The 18,547-nt window shown below is 41.7% G+C and carries 17 protein-coding genes and 1 tRNA gene; 13 read left to right on the top strand and 5 right to left on the bottom strand.

What is annotated here, in order from left to right; translation table 11 throughout:
- Nucleotides 1–227: 227 nt before the first annotated feature.
- Complete coding sequence (locus tag BIV59_RS07455) at nt 228–1,046, top strand: class I SAM-dependent methyltransferase (RefSeq protein WP_071350841.1); 819 nt, start codon at nt 228–230, stop codon at nt 1,044–1,046.
- 53 nt (nt 1,047–1,099) lie between these two features.
- Here the strand turns inward: BIV59_RS07455 and BIV59_RS07460 are convergent, their stop codons facing one another.
- Nucleotides 1,100–1,618: a MerR family transcriptional regulator gene (locus BIV59_RS07460; protein ID WP_071350842.1), complete on the bottom strand. Its 519-nt coding sequence runs from the start codon at nt 1,616–1,618 to the stop codon at nt 1,100–1,102.
- Between the two features lie 257 nt (nt 1,619–1,875).
- Between BIV59_RS07460 and BIV59_RS07465 the strand changes: the two genes are divergently transcribed.
- The 3 genes from BIV59_RS07465 (at nt 1,876) to chbG (ending at nt 5,949) form a co-directional block, all read left to right on the top strand.
- Nucleotides 1,876–3,141: an ATP-binding protein gene (locus tag BIV59_RS07465; protein WP_071350843.1), complete on the top strand. Its 1,266-nt coding sequence runs from the start codon at nt 1,876–1,878 to the stop codon at nt 3,139–3,141.
- 104 nt (nt 3,142–3,245) lie between these two features.
- The gene (locus BIV59_RS07470) at nt 3,246–4,865 is read left to right on the top strand and encodes a sensor domain-containing diguanylate cyclase (protein ID WP_240501865.1); all 1,620 of its coding nucleotides are present in this window, start codon (nt 3,246–3,248) and stop codon (nt 4,863–4,865) included.
- Nucleotides 4,866–5,238: 373 nt separating this feature from the next.
- Nucleotides 5,239–5,949 (top strand): chitin disaccharide deacetylase, encoded by a 711-nt coding sequence (chbG, locus tag BIV59_RS07475; protein WP_071350845.1) that lies wholly within the window; start codon nt 5,239–5,241, stop codon nt 5,947–5,949.
- Between the two features lie 219 nt (nt 5,950–6,168).
- On the opposite strand, the gene BIV59_RS07480 is transcribed toward chbG, so the two are convergent.
- Together BIV59_RS07480 and BIV59_RS23560 are read right to left on the bottom strand one after the other, a co-directional pair.
- Nucleotides 6,169–7,563 (bottom strand): amino acid permease, encoded by a 1,395-nt coding sequence (locus tag BIV59_RS07480; protein WP_071350846.1) that lies wholly within the window; start codon nt 7,561–7,563, stop codon nt 6,169–6,171.
- A gap of 420 nt (nt 7,564–7,983) precedes the next feature.
- Nucleotides 7,984–8,145, bottom strand: coding sequence for a hypothetical protein (locus tag BIV59_RS23560; protein WP_170846106.1), 162 nt, complete (start codon nt 8,143–8,145; stop codon nt 7,984–7,986).
- Between the two features lie 282 nt (nt 8,146–8,427).
- On the opposite strand from BIV59_RS23560, the gene BIV59_RS07485 reads away from it, so the two are divergent.
- The 5 genes from BIV59_RS07485 (at nt 8,428) to pstA (ending at nt 15,206) form a co-directional block, all read left to right on the top strand.
- Nucleotides 8,428–8,856, top strand: coding sequence for a cell wall hydrolase (locus BIV59_RS07485; protein WP_071350847.1), 429 nt, complete (start codon nt 8,428–8,430; stop codon nt 8,854–8,856).
- 267 nt (nt 8,857–9,123) lie between these two features.
- Nucleotides 9,124–12,063, top strand: coding sequence for an OmpL47-type beta-barrel domain-containing protein (locus tag BIV59_RS07490; protein WP_071350848.1), 2,940 nt, complete (start codon nt 9,124–9,126; stop codon nt 12,061–12,063).
- 350 nt (nt 12,064–12,413) lie between these two features.
- Complete coding sequence (locus BIV59_RS07495) at nt 12,414–13,310, top strand: phosphate ABC transporter substrate-binding protein PstS family protein (RefSeq protein ID WP_071350849.1); 897 nt, start codon at nt 12,414–12,416, stop codon at nt 13,308–13,310.
- A 70-nt stretch (nt 13,311–13,380) separates the two neighbouring features.
- Nucleotides 13,381–14,280: a phosphate ABC transporter permease subunit PstC gene (gene pstC, locus BIV59_RS07500; RefSeq protein WP_071350850.1), complete on the top strand. Its 900-nt coding sequence runs from the start codon at nt 13,381–13,383 to the stop codon at nt 14,278–14,280.
- Nucleotides 14,277–15,206 carry a phosphate ABC transporter permease PstA gene (gene pstA, locus BIV59_RS07505; RefSeq protein ID WP_071350851.1) on the top strand — a complete coding sequence of 310 codons (930 nt, stop codon included), beginning with the start codon at nt 14,277–14,279 and terminating at the stop codon, nt 15,204–15,206. Before pstC ends, pstA begins: the two co-directional genes overlap by 4 nt.
- Nucleotides 15,207–15,299: 93 nt before the next feature.
- Here the strand turns inward: pstA and BIV59_RS07510 are convergent, their stop codons facing one another.
- Nucleotides 15,300–15,521, bottom strand: a complete 222-nt coding sequence (locus tag BIV59_RS07510) for an alpha/beta-type small acid-soluble spore protein (RefSeq protein ID WP_071350852.1) — start codon at nt 15,519–15,521, stop codon at nt 15,300–15,302.
- Nucleotides 15,522–15,693: 172 nt separating this feature from the next.
- On the opposite strand from BIV59_RS07510, the gene BIV59_RS07515 reads away from it, so the two are divergent.
- From BIV59_RS07515 to BIV59_RS07525, 4 genes are all read left to right on the top strand, one after another.
- Nucleotides 15,694–15,766 (top strand) — tRNA-Ala (locus tag BIV59_RS07515).
- A 204-nt stretch (nt 15,767–15,970) separates the two neighbouring features.
- On the top strand, nt 15,971–16,183 hold the full coding sequence (locus BIV59_RS07520; RefSeq protein ID WP_071350853.1) for a hypothetical protein: 213 nt from the start codon (nt 15,971–15,973) through the stop codon (nt 16,181–16,183).
- 412 nt (nt 16,184–16,595) lie between these two features.
- Nucleotides 16,596–16,766 (top strand): hypothetical protein, encoded by a 171-nt coding sequence (locus BIV59_RS23565; RefSeq protein WP_170846107.1) that lies wholly within the window; start codon nt 16,596–16,598, stop codon nt 16,764–16,766.
- A gap of 183 nt (nt 16,767–16,949) precedes the next feature.
- Nucleotides 16,950–17,870: a DMT family transporter gene (locus BIV59_RS07525; protein ID WP_071350854.1), complete on the top strand. Its 921-nt coding sequence runs from the start codon at nt 16,950–16,952 to the stop codon at nt 17,868–17,870.
- 55 nt (nt 17,871–17,925) lie between these two features.
- On the opposite strand, the gene BIV59_RS07530 is transcribed toward BIV59_RS07525, so the two are convergent.
- Nucleotides 17,926–18,117 carry a hypothetical protein gene (locus BIV59_RS07530; protein WP_071350855.1) on the bottom strand — a complete coding sequence of 64 codons (192 nt, stop codon included), beginning with the start codon at nt 18,115–18,117 and terminating at the stop codon, nt 17,926–17,928.
- Between the last annotated feature and the right edge of the window lie 430 nt (nt 18,118–18,547).

An 18,547-nucleotide genomic window follows, 5' to 3' on the forward strand; every position in this document is an offset into this window, starting at 1 on the left:
TGCGGGGTCTCACCTTCCCGCTAATCCCGCAGGAGTCTCGCACCTTACGCTCCAATCAACCTGATTTAACAATATGATTGCCTCACAGAATTCATTAAAAAACAACAATCTTTAAGAAAAGAGCCAAAATAAAAGAAAAAATAATAAATAGGAAAATAAAGGGTATTCATTTTTTTAGCAGAATATCATCATATGCAAACAAGCTCACGGTTTGGGGGATGATGAAAATGGATATAACAGAAAAAGTAATTTCCTATTATAGTAATTATGATGAGTGGGGGCGCCTTGACAGGGAGCCGCTGGAGTTCCAGGTTAATTGGCACTATATGAAAAAGCACCTTCCAAAAAAGGGACGGGTGCTGGATAATGGGGCTGGGCCAGGAAAATATGCACTTAAGCTTGCGGGTGAGGGATACAGGGTAACTTTAACCGACCTGACTCCCAAGATGGTAGAGACTGCACAGGCAAAAGCGAAGGAACAGAATGTATCACATCAGTTTGAAGGGTTTTATGCAAGAGATGCCAGGCAGTTAACAGGCTTGCCTGAAAATACTTATCATGCATCACTTATGCTTGGCCCGCTTTATCATTTACAGAAGGAACAGGACAGAATTCAGGCTGTTAGTGAGCTTCATAGAGTCACGAAAAAAGACGGAATTGTCTTTGTGGCATGCATGTCAAGGGTTCGTCATTTGATTACTTCCCTGCAAAATCCGCTTTCATGGAAGCCGAATCACACAATGGATTCCATTAACGAGTTTAATTCAACCGGATTGTTCAATCATGCTGAACCAGGACGATTTACAGGAGTTTATTATTTTGAACTGGAAGAAATAAAGCCGTTCATGGAGTCCCAAGGTTTTCAGACCCTGGAACTGATTGGGTCCAACGTTGGTGCAGCCCTCAGTCAGGAAAGCTGGAATTATTGGGAGCAGGCAGGACAGGAAGAATTAAGCAAGGTTAGAAGATTGATTGTAGAAAAAGCATCAGATCCGTATATATTAGGCATTTCATCCCATTTGCTTTATATAGGAAAAAAATGCTGAAGCCAAAGGCATTTATGAAAGGGGAAAGCACAGCACATAAAAGGGCTGTGCTTTCAAAAACTGAAAAGGGTGCTAAGCAGCTTTTTCTTTTTTTGTTTCTTTTGCGGGCTGCCGCTGTCAAAAATGGCCATATCCCCAGCGGATGATGCAGAAGTGCCTTTTGCAGTATTTTCGGCTTTTTCCAAGCGTTTAGTCAGTGCTTTGATCTGGCTTTGCAAATCTTCTATTTCCCGCCGATGCTGGAGTATTTGATAAGTGACTACAGAGTCTGCCTTTGATTCGAGCCTTGATTCCATTTCATTGAACCGGGCCATAAGATTTTCGGCAATGCGGCTTTCTTCAGGTGCTTCAATTTTTCCTTTTCTTCTCGGCTTTTCGTTATCTTTATGATCAGCAGGGGAAACAGGATTTGCTGATTGAGAGTGTATTTCTCTTAGTTGATTGATGTTCTCCTCGGTAAACGAATAATGCCCCAGTTCGTTTTTCTCCATCTTGAGATTAAACTGCTTCACCCAGCGCTGGATGGTCCTTGGTGAAACTCCTAATAATTCTGCTGCTGCAACTGTATTCATATAATCCCTCCTTAGAACATTCAGTTCTCTAAGAACCTTCAAGTTCCTTCCAAGGCGACAAAACAAGTTTCCATTCAGCAAAGAAAGAGTATTTTTTATGTTTTTCATCATGATTGTTGTTAAAATTGCAGCAGAAGAATTTGCTTCGCCAATTATGGCGGAAAAAATATTATTCGACATAACCTAATATAGGATTGTCCTAGATTGAAAAAACCTGTAGAATTTTTCCATAAGAACCTCTTTAGGCGGTGATCAGAATGGAAATGACAAAGCACTTTTTCTTTATGCTTGTGATATTATTTATTTTTTTGTTCATTTACTTGATTTGGTCAGATAGAAGAAGGGAAATGCCCTTTTCGAAGTCGTCTGCTATTATTTGGTTCATTGCATCCCTATGGATGTGCTTGTATTTTTCGTATGAAGCAGCACCAGACATCCGGTTTGATTTAAGAGAGGTCCCTATAGTGATAGGCGGCCTTTATTTAGGGATTGGGCCGCTTGCTTCTTTGGCTGTCATCTTGATCCGCTTCTTTTACGGAGTCAATCAGGGCTTTTATTTTACTCTTGGCTTCTATGTGCCGCTGGCAGTGATTTTATGGAAGTTTTACCCCTGGTTTTGGAAACAGGGCCCCAGGAAGAGAATTGGTTTTTCTGTGTCACTTACTGTTCTTATTAGTGTTTTGACTTTAGTTCCGCTGGGATACCTTCATCCCCGCTATAATTGGATGGATGTGTATTTCGCATACATGGCTGTTCCTCCGCTTGGCGTATTTATGATTTCTTATTCCATTGAATTTGTCATTAAAAATCTGCATATGTATCAGCAGCTTATTAAAGCTGAAAAGCTGCAGGCGGTTGAACAAATGGGTGCTGCCATATCACATGAAATCAGGAACCCGCTAACTGCAGCAATTGGGTTTGTACAGCTTCTTCAGGAATCATCAATTAGCGCAGTGAAAAGAAATCAGTATCTCTCTCTGGTAAAAGATGAATTGAAATCGGCTGAGAGAGTCATCCAGGATTATCTGACCTTTTCCAAACCTTCACTTGAATATATGGAAGAGGTGAATGTGAAAAAAGAGCTAAGGCATGTCATAAACGTTTTACAGCCGCTTGCGAATCAATTTTCAGTTGAAATAATTACTGAATTTGCAGTTGTGGGGACCATTCAGGGAAATCGCCAAAAATTTCATCAATGCTTTCTAAATTTGATAAAAAATGCAATTGAGGCAATGCCTGATGGCGGAATATTGACCATCGAAACAAACTATTCAGAAAAGCAAATGGACATCAGGATCAAGGATACCGGGTGCGGAATGAACAAGGAACAGCTTAAAAGATTAGGAGAGCCATATTATTCTACGAAGGGCTCGAAAGGAACCGGCCTTGGCATGATGGTTTCTTATGGAATCATCCGCGCCTTGAACGGAAGCATCAGGGTTCAAAGCGGGATAGGAGAGGGAACGGAATTTTTTATAACTTTCCCGACTTCTTTGCCGTCATTTAAAAATGAAAGATTTTAAGAATGAATAAAATATGCCCAAGAGAGCCTGAAGGTACAGCACAGGCTCTATGAAGCATGTCTGCTGACATTAGAAAAAAGAAATTGGAGAATGTACCTGTGTCTATGAAATTAAGAACGATTTTTGCTATTAGCTTTGCTTTTCTTATCTTTATTTTTAGTACATTTTTAAGCAGTGCCATTTCAAGCAGGACGACTTCTCAGCTTAAGGGGGAGGCGGGAAATTCGCTTTATGAGGCTGCCTATCAGATGGCAGATAAACTAGATTACTTTATGTGGTCAAGGTACAGCGAAGTGGAAGTTCTAAGTGAACTTTTAACACAAAAACAGCATGCCGGAGAGTATAGAGATGAGCATTTGCTTAATCAGCTGAAAAAAAGCATCCCTTCATTTTCCTGGGTCGGCATTACGGATGATAGAGGAGTAGTGTCAGCAGCTACTGGCCGTATTTTGGAGAATAAAGATATCTCGGAACGTCCAGTATTCAAAAATGCCGTCAAAAAGCCGTATATAGGTGATGTCCATGACGCCGTACTTTTATCTAAGCTATTGCCAAACCCGAATGGAGAACCGTTGCAATTTGTTGATATCAGCACACCGATAAGGGACAGGCAAAACAGGTTTAAGGGTGTACTTGCTGCCCACCTGAGCTGGACATGGTCAAGAGAAGTGCAAAATGACATTTTAAGGCCGCTGCAGGGAAAGAGAAAAGGTATTGAAATTTTCATTATCAGCTCTAAAGATCACATCATCCTGCTCGGACCAAAAAATATGGAAGGCAAGCCGCTGAACCTCTCACAGGGCGATGGACATAATTGGGCATCTGTAACCTGGCCGGACGGGAAAAAATATGTAACGGCTTTTGCCAAGAGCAAAGGCTACAAAAATTATTCCGGGCTCGGCTGGTCTGTTATTGTGCGCCAGCCCGAAGCAGCTGCATTTGCACGGGCTGAAGATCTTCAAAGATTCATTATATTCCTGGGTGCAGCTTCAAGTGTTATCTTTGCCTTATTGAGCTGGGCAGTGGCAGGGAGAATATCAAAGCCCCTGCAGTCCCTTACCTCTGCAGCAAACATGGTAAGTGCCGGAAATAGTATAGATATTCCTGTCATGAAAGGAATAAAAGATATAGAGATTCTCTCCGCTTCATTGCGGGAGATGGTGTTATCGCTTAGTCAGAAAGAAACTCAGCTTGGGGAAATGGAGATGCTTGCCTATCATGATGGACTTACAGGACTGCCAAACAGGATATCTATGCTTCTTTATATGGAAAAACTAAAGAAAGAGCAGGATCCGAAAGGGCATGCGCTGACATTTCTTTTCTTTGATCTTGATGGTTTCAAGGCGGTTAATGACAGCTTTGGACATCATACTGGAGATTTGTTAATAAAGCATGCTGCGGTGAGGATAAGAAAAACCTTGCGGCGCGGTGACTTTCTTTGCAGGCTTGGCGGAGATGAATTTGTTGCTGTCATAGAGTATGAACAGAAACAGCCTCGTGAAAAAGCAGGACAGCTGGCCCAAGAGGTCATCTCTGTTTTAAATAGGCCGTTTATGATTGAAGGCCAGGTGATACAAATAGGATGCAGTATCGGCGGGGCTATTTGGCCATTGGATGGAAAAGATCCTGAAGAGGTATTGAAATTAGCTGATCAGGCACTGTATGCTGCAAAAGCCAATGGAAGAAACCGCTTTTGCTTGTCTGGAAAGAAATTGGCGGAATAACGATAATTGATGAACTTTAATTCAGGCGGCCATGCAATGGGGGCAGCTGAAGTACCGGCAGGGCAATATGGCAAGGGTAGCTTTACAAAATTTAGTGGTATGGAATTCTGTGTGGTGTATGCCAAAGATGTAAGCCAGGTGCTTAAGTAAACGGCTGCTGCATTGTTGCAAAAACTGTGAATGAATTAAAAGCCTGTCCTTTTTACAAAGGCATTCCCCAAAAGGAATGTCTTTTGTCTGTTTAAAAAGCTATTCATGTGTATATCATTTTAAAGAAAATGCGAGTCTTGGAGGAAAATGCCTGCCGGGTGCAGAATATCTGTCAAAGTTACTGTTTTTTTGCAGAATAGCATTTACGGCGGGGAGTGGGGAAATGATTCATTTAATAGTGAATGCAGATGATTTTGGATACTCAAGAGGGGTGAATTATGGGATACTCGACAGTCACCTTCTTGGCATCGTGAATTCTGCGACAATGATGATGAATATGGAAGGGACCGGACATGCCATTCAGCTTGCGAAAGAGCATCCTTCGTTAAAGACAGGCATCCATCTTGTCTTAACCTGCGGCAGTCCGCTGCTGAAGGATGTGAGGAGTTTGACGGACCAAAACGGTAATTTTAAGAAACAGTCACAGCTATTAACAGAAGGCGACATTTCACTGGATGAAATAGAACGGGAATGGACCGCTCAAATTGAGGCTTTCCTTTCCTCCGGTTTAGAGCCCACCCATCTTGACAGCCATCACCATATGCACGGTACAAAGGAAATCATGCCTGTTGCTGAATCGCTTTCAAAGAAATACGGTTTGCCGCTTCGGAAAACGGGAAACGGGAAGGAAGGGGTATCCTATTTTTCAGACGTGTTTTTAGATGACTTTTATGGAGAAGGAGCAACAAAGGACTACTTTAATAAACTTCATGAAAAAGTACCCGGCAATGCCCTTGTTGAAGTGATGTGCCACCCGGCATATTTGGACACCTCTATCATGGAGGGATCCTCCTACAATCTGGACCGTCTGCGTGAAACATCAATACTAACAAACACCGTCCTGCCGAAAAACATGGCACTAGCCAAACTATAAAAAAAGCGGAAGCGCCTGGTTAGCGGAACAAAGACTAAAAGCGCCGCGTCCTGCGGCAACGTCTTTGTGAGCCCATCCTGGGGGCCTCCGACAAGCATAAAGCGGCTAAGAAGAGAAGGCGCTTTTTGCCTTCACAGCTTACATGACTTACCTCGAGGGGCTAGGCGCTGATAAAGAAGTAATAAGAAAGCCCCCGCTCATTAAAGCGGGGGCTTCCTATTACTTTTCTGCTGCTGATGCAGCCTGATAGCTCCGATTCTTAAGTCCAGCCGCATAATAGATGATTACCAAAAGCCCGATCCAGAGCGGCCCGACGATTAAAGCAATCCTCGTATCTTTTGAGAATCCCAATAATATGGTCACTAACAGCAAAAACGCAAGCGAGATATATGAAGAGTAAGGGTAAAACGGCATCTTGTACTGAAGCATCTTCTTTTCTTCAGCGCTCATCCTATGCCTTGATACCATCTGGGTGACCAAAATAGTTCCCCAGGTCCAGATGGCCCCAAATGTCGCTATGGAGGTGACATAGCTGAACACATGCTTGGAAAGGCTGTAATTCAAGTATACTCCGATCAATAGCACGGCTGACGAAACAATGACAGCAAGGCCCGGAACGCCTCCTTTATTAGTCTTTTTGAAGCCATTTGGCGATTCTCCCTGCTGCGCAAGATTAAACAGCATTCTTCCTGTACTGAATATCCCGCTGTTGCAGGAGGAAAGTGCTGCCGTAAGTACAACAAACTGAATAATGCCTGCTGCTCCCGGAATGCCGATTTTCTCAAAGGTTAAGACAAACGGACTATTGCGGGCAGTGATTTCGTCCCAAGGATAAATAGACATAATGACAGTCAGTGAGAACACATAAAAAATGAGAATTCTCCAGAATACTGTATCGATGGCCTTTCTTATCGCTTTTTTCGGGTTTTTTACTTCGCCTGCCGTGACTCCAAGCATTTCTACCCCGAGATAAGCAAACATGACCATCTGGAAGGATAAAAGCACACCTTTCAGTCCATGCGGAAAGAATCCGCCATTTTTATAAAGGTTGCTGAATCCCAAGGCATGTCCGCCATTTCCGATTCCGAAAATAATCATGCCAAGGCCGATGACAATCATTAAAATGATTGTGACAATCTTAATAAGTGAAAACCAGAATTCCAATTCCCCGTATGCCTTGACTGCCAGGAAATTAATAAGTGTCATTAAAATAAGTGCTGCAAGCGCCCATGCCCATTCAGGTGTCCCGGGATACCAGAATTGCATGTAAATGCCTACTGCCGTAATTTCAGCCATGCAGGTGGCAATCCATAAGAACCAGTAATTCCATCCGGTTATAAAACCTGCAAGCGGGCTGATGGTTTCCCGGGCATAACGGCTGAAGGATCCCGCAACAGGATTTTTGACCGCCATTTCTCCAAGTGCTCTCATTATAAGGTAAATGATGATTCCCCCGACAGTGTAAGACAAGAGAATTCCCGGACCTGCCAATTTAATAGCAGATGACGAACCGAGAAACAATCCGACTCCTATTGCCGCCCCTAAAGACATAAGGGTGATATGCCTTTGTTCCAAGCCTCTCTGCAAAAGAGAGTCATCGCTGTTCTTTTTCATAGCCTTCACCTTTTCTTTCAATTATGTAATATAGTATATTAGTGTTACATTAATACGATGAGAGATGCATGTCCAGTTTTAATTTCAATTAATAGCTTTCGTAATCCTCTGATTTTGTAAGCCTTTTCAAAGTAACCTCCCTAAATCAGCTTTTCCTCTAAGTGCCGCCATATTCAGCTAAAATCATCATTGGTTCAAAATGAAATTTAAGCTTTAACTTAACTGTGGCAAGTCTGATAGAAACGCTCTGGAACACGGGGAAAATTATTATAATATTCTATTAATATTATTTGATAATAGTATATCTTTCTGGCTAATTTGTAAAGAAAACCTCTGTAAAATAGATATATTGAATGATAAAAAACGGCACCCCCTTATGCAGGGATGCCAAAAAGGAAGGATATATGCCAGTTGGGCCCTTTAGTTCCAAAATCCCCCCAGAAGTTTTCCGATAGCCCTTCCAGCAAGTTTAAATGGCCAAAAAATGACATATTCAATCAGTGATCCGACAAGCTCTCCAAATAATTCAGAAAGAAAGGATTCTTCTTCTTTTTTCTTCTTCTTTCTCCGTGAATCCGCCATCCCGCGCCTCCTTTTCATTGAAATGCCATAAATTAATCATAATGCCTATAGAAACAAATAAAAAGTATGGATATGTAATTTTATTCCTTTTTTCTCTCTGCATAGGCACAATATGTTTAATTTCTGACATCTGCCATAAGAAGGAGCTCCTTGACAGCGAATGTCCAACTGGTAGCTGCGCGGTTTTTACTGCTCGTTAAAATGTGCTAAAAAAACTGCTTATCCTCTGTCATTCATTCAGTAAAAATCCATATAAATGGTTTAGACAGGAGGCGTTGCATCATGGCAGTCGTAAAAGCGACAACAGCAGATATTGACCTTTTAGCACGATTGCTCAGGGCTGAAGGGGAAGGAGAGGGAGTTAAAGGTATGCTTCTGGTCGGTAATGTGGGCATCAACAGAATCAGGGCGAATTGCTCGGATTTTAAAGGGTTGCGCACAATCCCCCAAATGGTTTATCAGCCGCATGCCTTTGAAGCCACGATACATGGTTATTTCTATCAGCGTGCCAGGGACAAGGAAAGGCGCCTGGCGCGGAGGAGCATTAATGGAGAACAGCAGTGGCCGGGCAAGTACAGCTTATGGTATTTCAGGCCGCCGGCTAATTGTCCTTCTCAATGGTACAATCAGCCCTTTGTCGGTCGCTACAAGCTTCATTGCTTTTATGAACCGACAGCAGAAACCTGCCAAAACGTTTATAACACTTTTTAATTGGAATGCCAGGAAAAGCGCTCTTTTAGCAGCGCTTTTTTATTTTGCATGCGTGATGTAAACAGTATCAATTTTTTGGACAATCTATTTCTTATAGAAGCAGAAAGGCCTTTTTGCCTATCTTGGCAAAGACAAGCACCAAAAAGACTATTTTATTCTGAACCTTCGAAATTTAATATTCAATTTCATAGCGAATAATGAAGAAATTGACATTATTACTAAGTATAATCAAGTTGAATACAAAAAAATTTCAGGAGGAATTCACGAATGGAGAGATGGTTTAACGGTAAGTGGCTTACTATTGCGGTTTTAATACTCATGGCGGCTGCGAATGCGCTTGGCTTTGCGCCTTCGAATGCCCATGCAGCAGCTGCTGTCAATGTGCTGCCGGATGGCACTGGAAAAAAGGTGCTATTTGACAATACCCACGGCCAGACATCCGGAGCAGCGGATTGGGTGATTGATGGGGGATTCTCGGATTTTGCTAATGGCTTAAAGGAAAAAGGATTCGCTGTATCGGAATTATCCCGCAATATTCCTTTTAACTACGGTGAACAGGCCGTTACCTTTGATAAACTTAAGGACTATGATGTGTTCGTAATTGGTGAAGCAAATATTCCTTATAAAAAATCAGAGCAGGATGCCATGATCCAATATGTGCAAAATGGAGGAAGCATCTTTTTCATTGCAGACCATTATAATGCTGACCGCAATAAAAATCGCTGGGATGCATCTGAAGTAATGAATGGCTACCGGCGGGGGGCATTTGATAATCCTTCAAAAGGGATGACTCAGGAAGAAGCCAATTCCCCGGCGATGCAAGGGGTGCAAAGCTCGGATTGGATGGGAAGCAACTTTGGAATCCGTTTCCGCTATAACGCAGTAGGTGATGTAAATGCGGCGGATATTACAGCTCCTGCACAAACTTTTGGCATTACAGAAGGTGTAAATTCAGTAGCAGTCCATGCAGGTTCGACTTTGGCTGTATTAGATCCTTCAAAAGCCAAGGGCCTGGTTTATCTTCCTCAAAATCCTCCTTCCTGGGGCTCAGCTGTTGATAAGGGAGTTTACAGCGGCGGCGGAAAAGCAGAGGGGCCGTTTGCGGCAATTTCGAAGCTTGGCGGAGGAAAAGCTGCATTTATTGGAGATTCTTCTCCTGTAGAGGATGCCTCACCGAAATACCTGAGAGAGGAAACAGGACAAAAGAAAACTACTTATGATGGATTTAAAGAAGCGAACGACAGTACATTCCTTGTGCAGACAGTTGAATGGCTTGCTAAAAAGGAAAGCTATACAAACTTCAGCCAGGCTGGAATCGAACTGGATCAGAAGACTCCATTGATTCTTGATGCCGCTAAAGCGGAAAACGAAGATCCTGCTACGACAACAGAACCTCAGGCTGAGCCATGGTCACAGCCTCAAGCAGGGTACAAATGGTATGATCCTGCAACCTTCAAGCCAGGATCGTATGGTTCATCCCAGGCACCTGCAGCAAACCCTGCATACAGCCTTATTCACCAAAGCACATTGCCTTCATCCCAGGATTTCCAGATCAGGGTTTCATTGAGCGGCTTGAATCCGGGACAAACAGTTTCAGGCTTAAAGCTGGGCATATATTTATCAGGCGGGACACAGATTGCTAAGGTGAAAAATGAAGATGGATCATGGCCTAAAACGGAGGGTTACAGCTCTGATTTTTCCGTTACGGCAAATGACCAGGGAAAAGCTTATAAAGACCTGACCGTTCGTATTAATGGAACAAAAGGTGCTGCAAGCCTAAGACTGAAACAAGGCAGCAATAACGCAGTTACTGAAGCGGTAACGATTGCGGATGTGCCCGCGGAACCCCTTCCTGAGGACAAGCCTGCCATTCCGGATGCAATATCTGTTAATGATGCAAGAAAAAGCGCGGATGGCACACTTGTTACCGTTGAAGGAACGATTACTTCTGAACCAGGAGTGTTCGGAGGAATGGGCTTTTATCTGCAAGATGCCTCCGGAGGGACATATGTGTACCAAAATGAAGGGGGATACCATAAAGGAGACAAAGTTCAGATAACTGCGGTTAAGAAAACCTATAATTCTGAAGTGGAGCTGACAGACCCTGTCTCTCTGAAAAAGACGGGAACAGCAAGCGTTGAGCCTCGTGTACAAGATGCTGTGAATGACGAAAATCAAGGGCAGCTTATTACACTGGAAAATCTTAAAATAGTAAAATATGATCCTGCGAATGGTTCAGGCACTTTTCAATTTACGGCAGCAAGCCCAGAAGGAAAGGAATCCATTGTGCGCATTGACGGCAGGACAGGCATTGCTTATGACCGTTTAACACAATTATATCCGGCAGGTTCCCAGGTCAACATTACAGGTATTTCTTCTATTTTTAATGGCGCTTATCAGTTAAAACCATTGTCTATAGAACAGATACAGTCTTCAGATTCTGCCCCGCCAGTTACTTCAGTTACAAGCAGCAGCAAGCTTGGAGCGGGTGTTTACAATAAAGAAACTGTTCAAATTGCCTTTTTTGCAAACGATGGAAGCGGTACAGGCGTTGCCAAGACAGAATACCGGGTTAATGGCGGAGAGTGGACGGTTTCAAATGGATATGCCGCTATATCAGATGAAGGGAAGAATATAGTAGAATACCGTTCTTATGACTTTGCAGGCAATGTGGAAAGTGTGAAATCTGTTCAGGTCTGGATTGACAAGCATGCCCCGGAAATAACACTGGATGGACAGGTATCTTTTTATCAAACAGACTCAGCAATACCTGTAAAAATTACAGCAGCAGATCAGCTAAGCGGAGTGAAATCAGTTAAATATGTACTTGATAATACAGTGATTCCAGATTTGCAGGCTGTTTCGCCACTGGATTTAACAGCAGGAAAACATAAACTTCAAGTCACAGCTGAGGACGAAGCGGGAAATACAATAGAAGAAACATATACGCTCGAGTCAAAGATCGACATAGACCATCTTGATGAACTTATTGACATAGGAGTCAAACAGGGCAAGTTTGCGAATAAAGGAATTGCAAAAAGCCTGCAGGCACAGATTGCATCTATTCAGCAAGCTAAAAAACAGAAAGTGATAGACCTGAAGCTTAAGGTCCTTGAAACGGAAGTAAGAACTTTGAAAAAGATATTCATCGATAAAGAATTTGCCGATATCATCCTTCAAGACATTGATTATATCCAAGGACAATAAATAGCATAGAGAGAAGGCTGCACATTTTGCCTGCAGCCTTCTTTTTTTGCGTAAAAAATGGCATTCCTTCCAGAAGTGTTTGGATTGTAAACTTCATGTAAAGGATTAGCGTATAATCACAGGCTTTTTTTTAGGTGAAATAAAGGCTGTTCTCCCTGTTAGCTTTAGATTTCTTAAGGTGAAAGGCGTTTTTTAGCTATAAGTTTCCCTTTAAACAATAGTAAAAATATTTACATAGAATTCAAAGTGAGTTCATATTGACATAACAATTGACCATTAATATGAGATTGTACCCGAAAGAGAGTACAAAGTACTAGAAAGATAAATAGCTATTAACGGAGGGAAATTTAATGAAGATTACAGGTTTGAAATTATCTATGGCTGCTCTAGTAATGGCAGGAGCACTAGCAGGATGCGGAAAAGCTGATGATTCAAAAGGCAGCGATAATGCGAAAAAAACTGATGATAATAAAACAGCTTATTCAGGAACTGTTACTGCAGCCGGATCAACAGCACTTCAGCCTTTAGCTGAAGAAGCAGCCAATGAAATTCAAGGAACTTACCCTAATCTCTCTGTAACTGTTCAAGGCGGGGGAAGCGGAACAGGTGTTAATCAAGTAGCAGCCGGCGCTGTGAATATCGGGAATTCTGATGTTCCTTCAGCTGATAAATTAGAAGATAAATCAAAAGCAGATAAGCTTGTAGATACAAAAGTAGCTGGAATCGGATTTGCGTTAGTAGTAAATAAAGATGTTTCAGTAGAAACCTTAAAAGAAGATCAAATTCAAGGAATCTTTTCAGGCAAAATCAAGAACTGGAAAGAAGTTGGCGGAAACGACGAGAAAATTAATGTAATCAATCGCCCGGCATCATCCGGAACACGTGCAACATTTGAAAAAACGATGATGGGCGGAGTCAAGATTGATGACAGCATCGGTACTGCACAGGATTCAAATGGTGCGGTCGAGCAATCGGTAAACTCTACAAAAGGCTCTATCAGCTACCTTGCTCTATCCTATTTAGTAGGAGATAAAAAGGACAGCCTTAAGACTTTGAAAATTAATGATGTGGAACCAACTTCAGATAATATCGTTAACAAAAAGTATCCATTCTGGTCTTATGAGTACATGATTACAGATGGCCAGCCTAAAGACGGCATTAAAGGCTTCATTGATTATGTAACAGGAGATAAATTTGCAGATAAGGTTACAGAAATGGGTTATATCCCAATGTCAGACCTAAAATAATAAATGGTTAGAATGGCTGGCTGTGACAGTCAGCCTTCTTTCATTGCATCAATGGTAAGGGGGTTCAGGGATGAAGGAGAAAAAATCAATAAATTATGTTACGAGTGAATACCTTGGACGAACACTTGTGACGATTTGCGGACTGCTGATTGTGCTGACAACATTATCCATTATTGTGTTCATATGCGGCAAGGGCATTCAGTCATTCCTGCAAAGCCATCTTTCAATTGCAGAAATGCTCACGTCCAAAAATTGGAGTCCTAATGATCCTAAAGACAAATCTTATGGTGCGCTAATATTCATAATGGGGTCTGCTTTCGTTTCAATTGGCGCGGTGGTACTCAGTACGCCTGTGGCTATTGGATTAGCCGTTTTTAACAATTACATTGCGCCAAAATTCGGTTCAAAAGTTTTGAAACCGGTACTTGAGCTTCTTGTTGGGGTACCGTCGGTAGTATACGGGTTTTTGGGTGTTACCATACTGGTTCCGCTGCTGCGTGACCAATTCGGCGGTGTAGGCTTCAGTTTGATTGCAGGAATTATTGTACTCAGCATCATGATCCTTCCTACTATCGCAAGCATTGCCGATGACGCTGTAAAGGGTGTTCCGTTTGAATATCTGGAAGCTTCCTATGGGCTTGGCTCCACACGCTGGCAGGCTATCAGCAGAATTATTGTGCCTGCAGCCAAAAAGGGGATATTAACAGCGGTAGTGCTAGGTCTGGCGAGAGCATTTGGTGAAGCCCTTGCTGTTCAAATGGTTATCGGAAATACAGTCAAAATGGCCGACAGCCTCTATAGTCCAACTGCGACTTTAACTGGAATCCTCACTATGGATATGAGCAACACGCTTAATGGCACAGCGTGGAATAACGCGTTATGGACATTGGCTATGATCTTGCTGCTTATTTCTTTCTTGTTTATTTTCATCATCAGAATGATCGGAAAAAGAGGTGTGGAACAAACATGAAAAATAAAGCGAGGGTTATAAATAATATCTGGACAGGAATATTTTATATAATTGCTGTTGCGGTCATCACACTGCTTGTTTTTTTGGTCGGAAAAATCCTGGCTCTGGGCTGGGGGTTCTGGGATCCGGATTTCCTCTTTGGCACACCGAGCAATACAATGGCGGGAGGCGGCATTGGCCCGCAGCTTTTTAACTCTTTTTATCTGCTTGTGCTTTCATTGATTATTTCAGTTCCATTAGGGCTCGGAGCTGGAATCTACCTGGCTGAGTACGCAAAAAAAGGGAGATTTTTGAACTTTGTAAGACTTTGCATAGAAACGATGGCATCTCTTCCTTCTATTGTAGTCGGACTTTTTGGATTGCTGATCTTTGTAACGCTGGCAAAATGGGGCTACACATTGATAGGCGGAGCTCTTGTTATTACAATACTCAATCTGCCCAGCTTATCCCGGATTTGTGAAATGGCTATAAGTTCTGTACCTTCAAGCATAAAGGAAGCGAGTCTTGGTATGGGGGCAACGAGATGGCAGACATTAATGAAAGTATCACTGCCATTTGCCTCACGTGAAATCATTACAGGCATCATTTTGACAGCGGGACGAGTATTCGGGGAAGCGGCTGCTCTTATTTATACGGCAGGGCTCACGACTCCGATGCTGAATTCTGCTGCTGATCTGTCCAGTCCTGTTAATCCCTTTAACATCTTCAGGCCTGCTGAAACGCTGGCTGTTCATATCTGGAAGCTGAATTCTGAAGGAATCGTTCCGGATGCCCGTTTAATTGCGACAAGGTCTGCTGCTGTACTCATTATTATGGTGCTGATTTTCAATATTTCGGCCCGGCTGGCAGCCAATTTACTTGATAAGCATTTTAAAGGATCAAAAAAGAAGAAAAAAGCAGATAAAGCTTTGAAAAGTGCTGCATAAGAAAGACATGCTCATCCGCCTAGGATGAGCCTTTATTCTGAGAAAGGCTACCTGCTTTAACACAGGTAGCCTATGCCATATTATTCAGTTAGATTAACGAGTACCATAAGTTCCTGATTGTCCAGCTAATTGAGACTGAGCTGTAGCTACAAGACGCTTAGTGATTTCGCCTCCTACTGATCCGTTCGCGCGAGAAACAGTATCTGCTCCAAGCTGTACACCGAATTCAGAAGCGATTTCGTACTTCATTTGTTCAAGAGCTTGTTCAGCACCTGAAACCAATAATTGATTTCTTCCACCACTGCGGTTTGCCATGTGTTTTCACCTCCTTTGTTGGTATACTTTTAATCTTCCTTCTTTCCGGGAAAGAATACTTTGTAAATGATGGTTAAATATCCAGCGGAAAATCTGTCTGCAGATTTTCACTTAAAAAAGTATTGACTTTTTACAAAAAAAAGATAAAATATAAATTGTACCTGATACATACGGGGCATTAGCTCAGCTGGGAGAGCGCTACGCTGGCAGCGTAGAGGTCAGCGGTTCGATCCCGCTATGCTCCATCTTTCTTAGAACCCTTGGGATTCCCAAGGGTTCTTTATTTTTTTGATCTGTTAATCTTGTGCACAGATTTCCTGGCTTTTCAGCCAAGCCCGTATTTTGGAATCCGCTTTTGCTGCATGGAAGAATGTAAAATTTAGCCCGTATCTGCTGCAAAAGAAGGATATTTTCCTTGTTTGCCGAAAAGATAGTAAAGGGGATGTCCAATGGATAAAATTTCGTTATTTAAAAATATGCAAAATGCCAGCGGGGGGAATTTTTTTTCAGTAGAAATTCCTAAAAGCACTCTAGAAGATGGAAGTAAGATTCAAGCCATAGCTAAAGAGCTTGAGTCAGAAGGGAAAATTAAATTAAGGGAGTATGTCGAGAAGGAAGATAGCGTCTATTTACATGGCATAATGAAATATGCATCCGATTAATCGGATGTTTTTTTCTTTATCCCGCATGTACTGCCAGTACAGGGGGGAAGGCTTTTTTTGATGTAATTTCGCTTTATCCTGACTTTTGTTTATTTATATAAAAGATTATTTGGTGCAATAATGGTAAAATAGAGATTGAGTATACATTTAGGGCAAAATTATTAATGAAAATGGATTGGAGGAATGGTGTCACCTTTTGTCTAAATGAGGGTTTAAAGGAGACGTCTATTAATACCTTTAATGCCGGCTATCACTTATTAATAGTAAAAGTAACGCTCTATCCTGGAAAAGCCGCAGGAATTTCCTGCCGGGATTTTGAGCTATATGTTTAAGCTGCTATACTGACTGGCTGAATTGGCAAAATGCAAGCAGACTATGGAATTGTTTCTACTTATAAAGAAGAGGTGTAATTGTGGCAGTTAAAAACAAGTACCAAACCGGAGAAAAAGTGAAATTAAAAACGTCTGGAGAAACAGTTACCATTAATAAATGGCAATATGTTGCCAACATGAAAAAATATTCGTATACCATCAAGGAAAACCCTACTACTTTTTATTTTGAAGATGAATTTCTAACCCTGTAAGCTCCAGAATGAATTCATATTCCCAAAAAGCTCACTTCTTTTAGAAAATGAGCTTTTTCACACGAAGTTTTTTGGAAAATTGCATAATTTCCTTCCAGGAGGCGCGGATGTACGTAGCCTGCAGAATTTTATCCGTTCATCTATAAATGAATTCAATTGCTGAATGTTCAGAAAGGAATTGTCATGCAGAAGCCTAAAATAAATCCCTATATTGCTTTAATGATTGGAGTACTATCTGTTTCTGCTTCTGCAATACTGGTAAAGGCATCAACGGCCGGCTCAGGGGTCATTGCGTTTTACCGGCTGTTATTCACAGTGCTGCTGATGCTGCCGGTTTTTATAACGAAGTACCGATTTGAAATTCTCCTGGTCAAAAAGCGAGATGCCATTTATGCTGCAGCAGCTGGAGTATTTTTAGCGTTTCATTTCATTCTGTGGTTTGAATCGCTCAACTTTACATCTGTAGCAAGTTCGACTGTACTTGTCACTGTTCAGCCTATTTTTGCTTTTGCTGGTGCATACTTCTTCTTTAAAGAACGCTTCTCGTTTAAAACGATAGCGAGCGGAGCCGCAGCTATTTGCGGATGTGCACTTATAAGCTGCGGTGACTTTCGCTTAAACGGCACGGCGCTGTGGGGTGATATCCTTGCTTTGCTGGCCTGCGGGCTGGTAACCGCCTATTTACTATTTGGGCAGAATGTAAGACAAAGAATATCCTCTGGAACCTACACTTTTATTGTTTATACAGCCAGTACAGTCACATTGTTTGTATATGTGCTGTTATCAGGAGAGGAGCTGGGTCCCTATCCGCCGCTCGATTGGCTGTATTTTATATTATTGGCTGTTTTTCCGAACCTTCTCGGGCACTCGCTTTTCAATTGGTCTTTAAAATGGATCAGTACGACTGTTATATCTATGGCAATTCTTCTTGAGCCCGTCGGCGCGTCTATTTTAGCGTATTTTCTTCTGGGTGAACGTGTAAAGTGGCCTCAAATAACAGGGGGAGCTATCATTCTGGCTGCTTTGATATTGTTTCTGGCTGAAACAAATAAAAGTAAGATCAAAGAAAAAGATGCAGGAGGTCTGGAAGCAAAATCCGGTTAATCAAAAAAAGGAAAACGCAGCAAGCTTTTAGGGCTTGCTGCGTTTTCTTTTTATATTATCCAAAAGATTGACTGTGAAATACCATACTGAACTCTGTGAATACCATGGCCATAGCGGCACTCATGATTAACAGTGTGCCATTTACTTTTCCTTCTTGATTGCTGATTTTAATTGCTTCGAAATAAGCCACGTAAAATAAGTACAAAGCCATTAAGTAAGAGATTACTAGTCCGATAGAAGGAATCATTGCTACACCTCAAATTGTGATTTATAAAATGTATGCGTAATCCATGCGGAATATGCTAGTGAACATTTAGCCCAAGACAATCAGCTGAAAGAGATGCCCTTAAGAAAAGTTATAGTCAAATAGCGGTTAAAAGGATAAAATAAGAAAGTTGCTCAGCCTTTCAGTGAGTGCTGCAGGAATAGCAGTTATTGTAAGGGTAATTAGGGGCATGAATATTTTTTTAAAAAAGTATTAAAAATATATTGCAATCATTTTTTAACCATGATATATTAATACATGTCGCTGAGACAACAAGTTATTTACTGAAACAGGCCGAAAGAAATTTTGAAAAAAGGTTGTTGACAAAATAACTTAAGATGTGATAAATTATAGAAGTCGCCTCTTGCGAGAAACGACAAAATAATACATCGTAATTGCTCTTTGAAAACTG

Origin of the sequence: Bacillus sp. MUM 13, from assembly GCF_001866725.1 — a bacterium.
GTDB lineage: Bacteria > Bacillota > Bacilli > Bacillales > DSM-1321 > Peribacillus.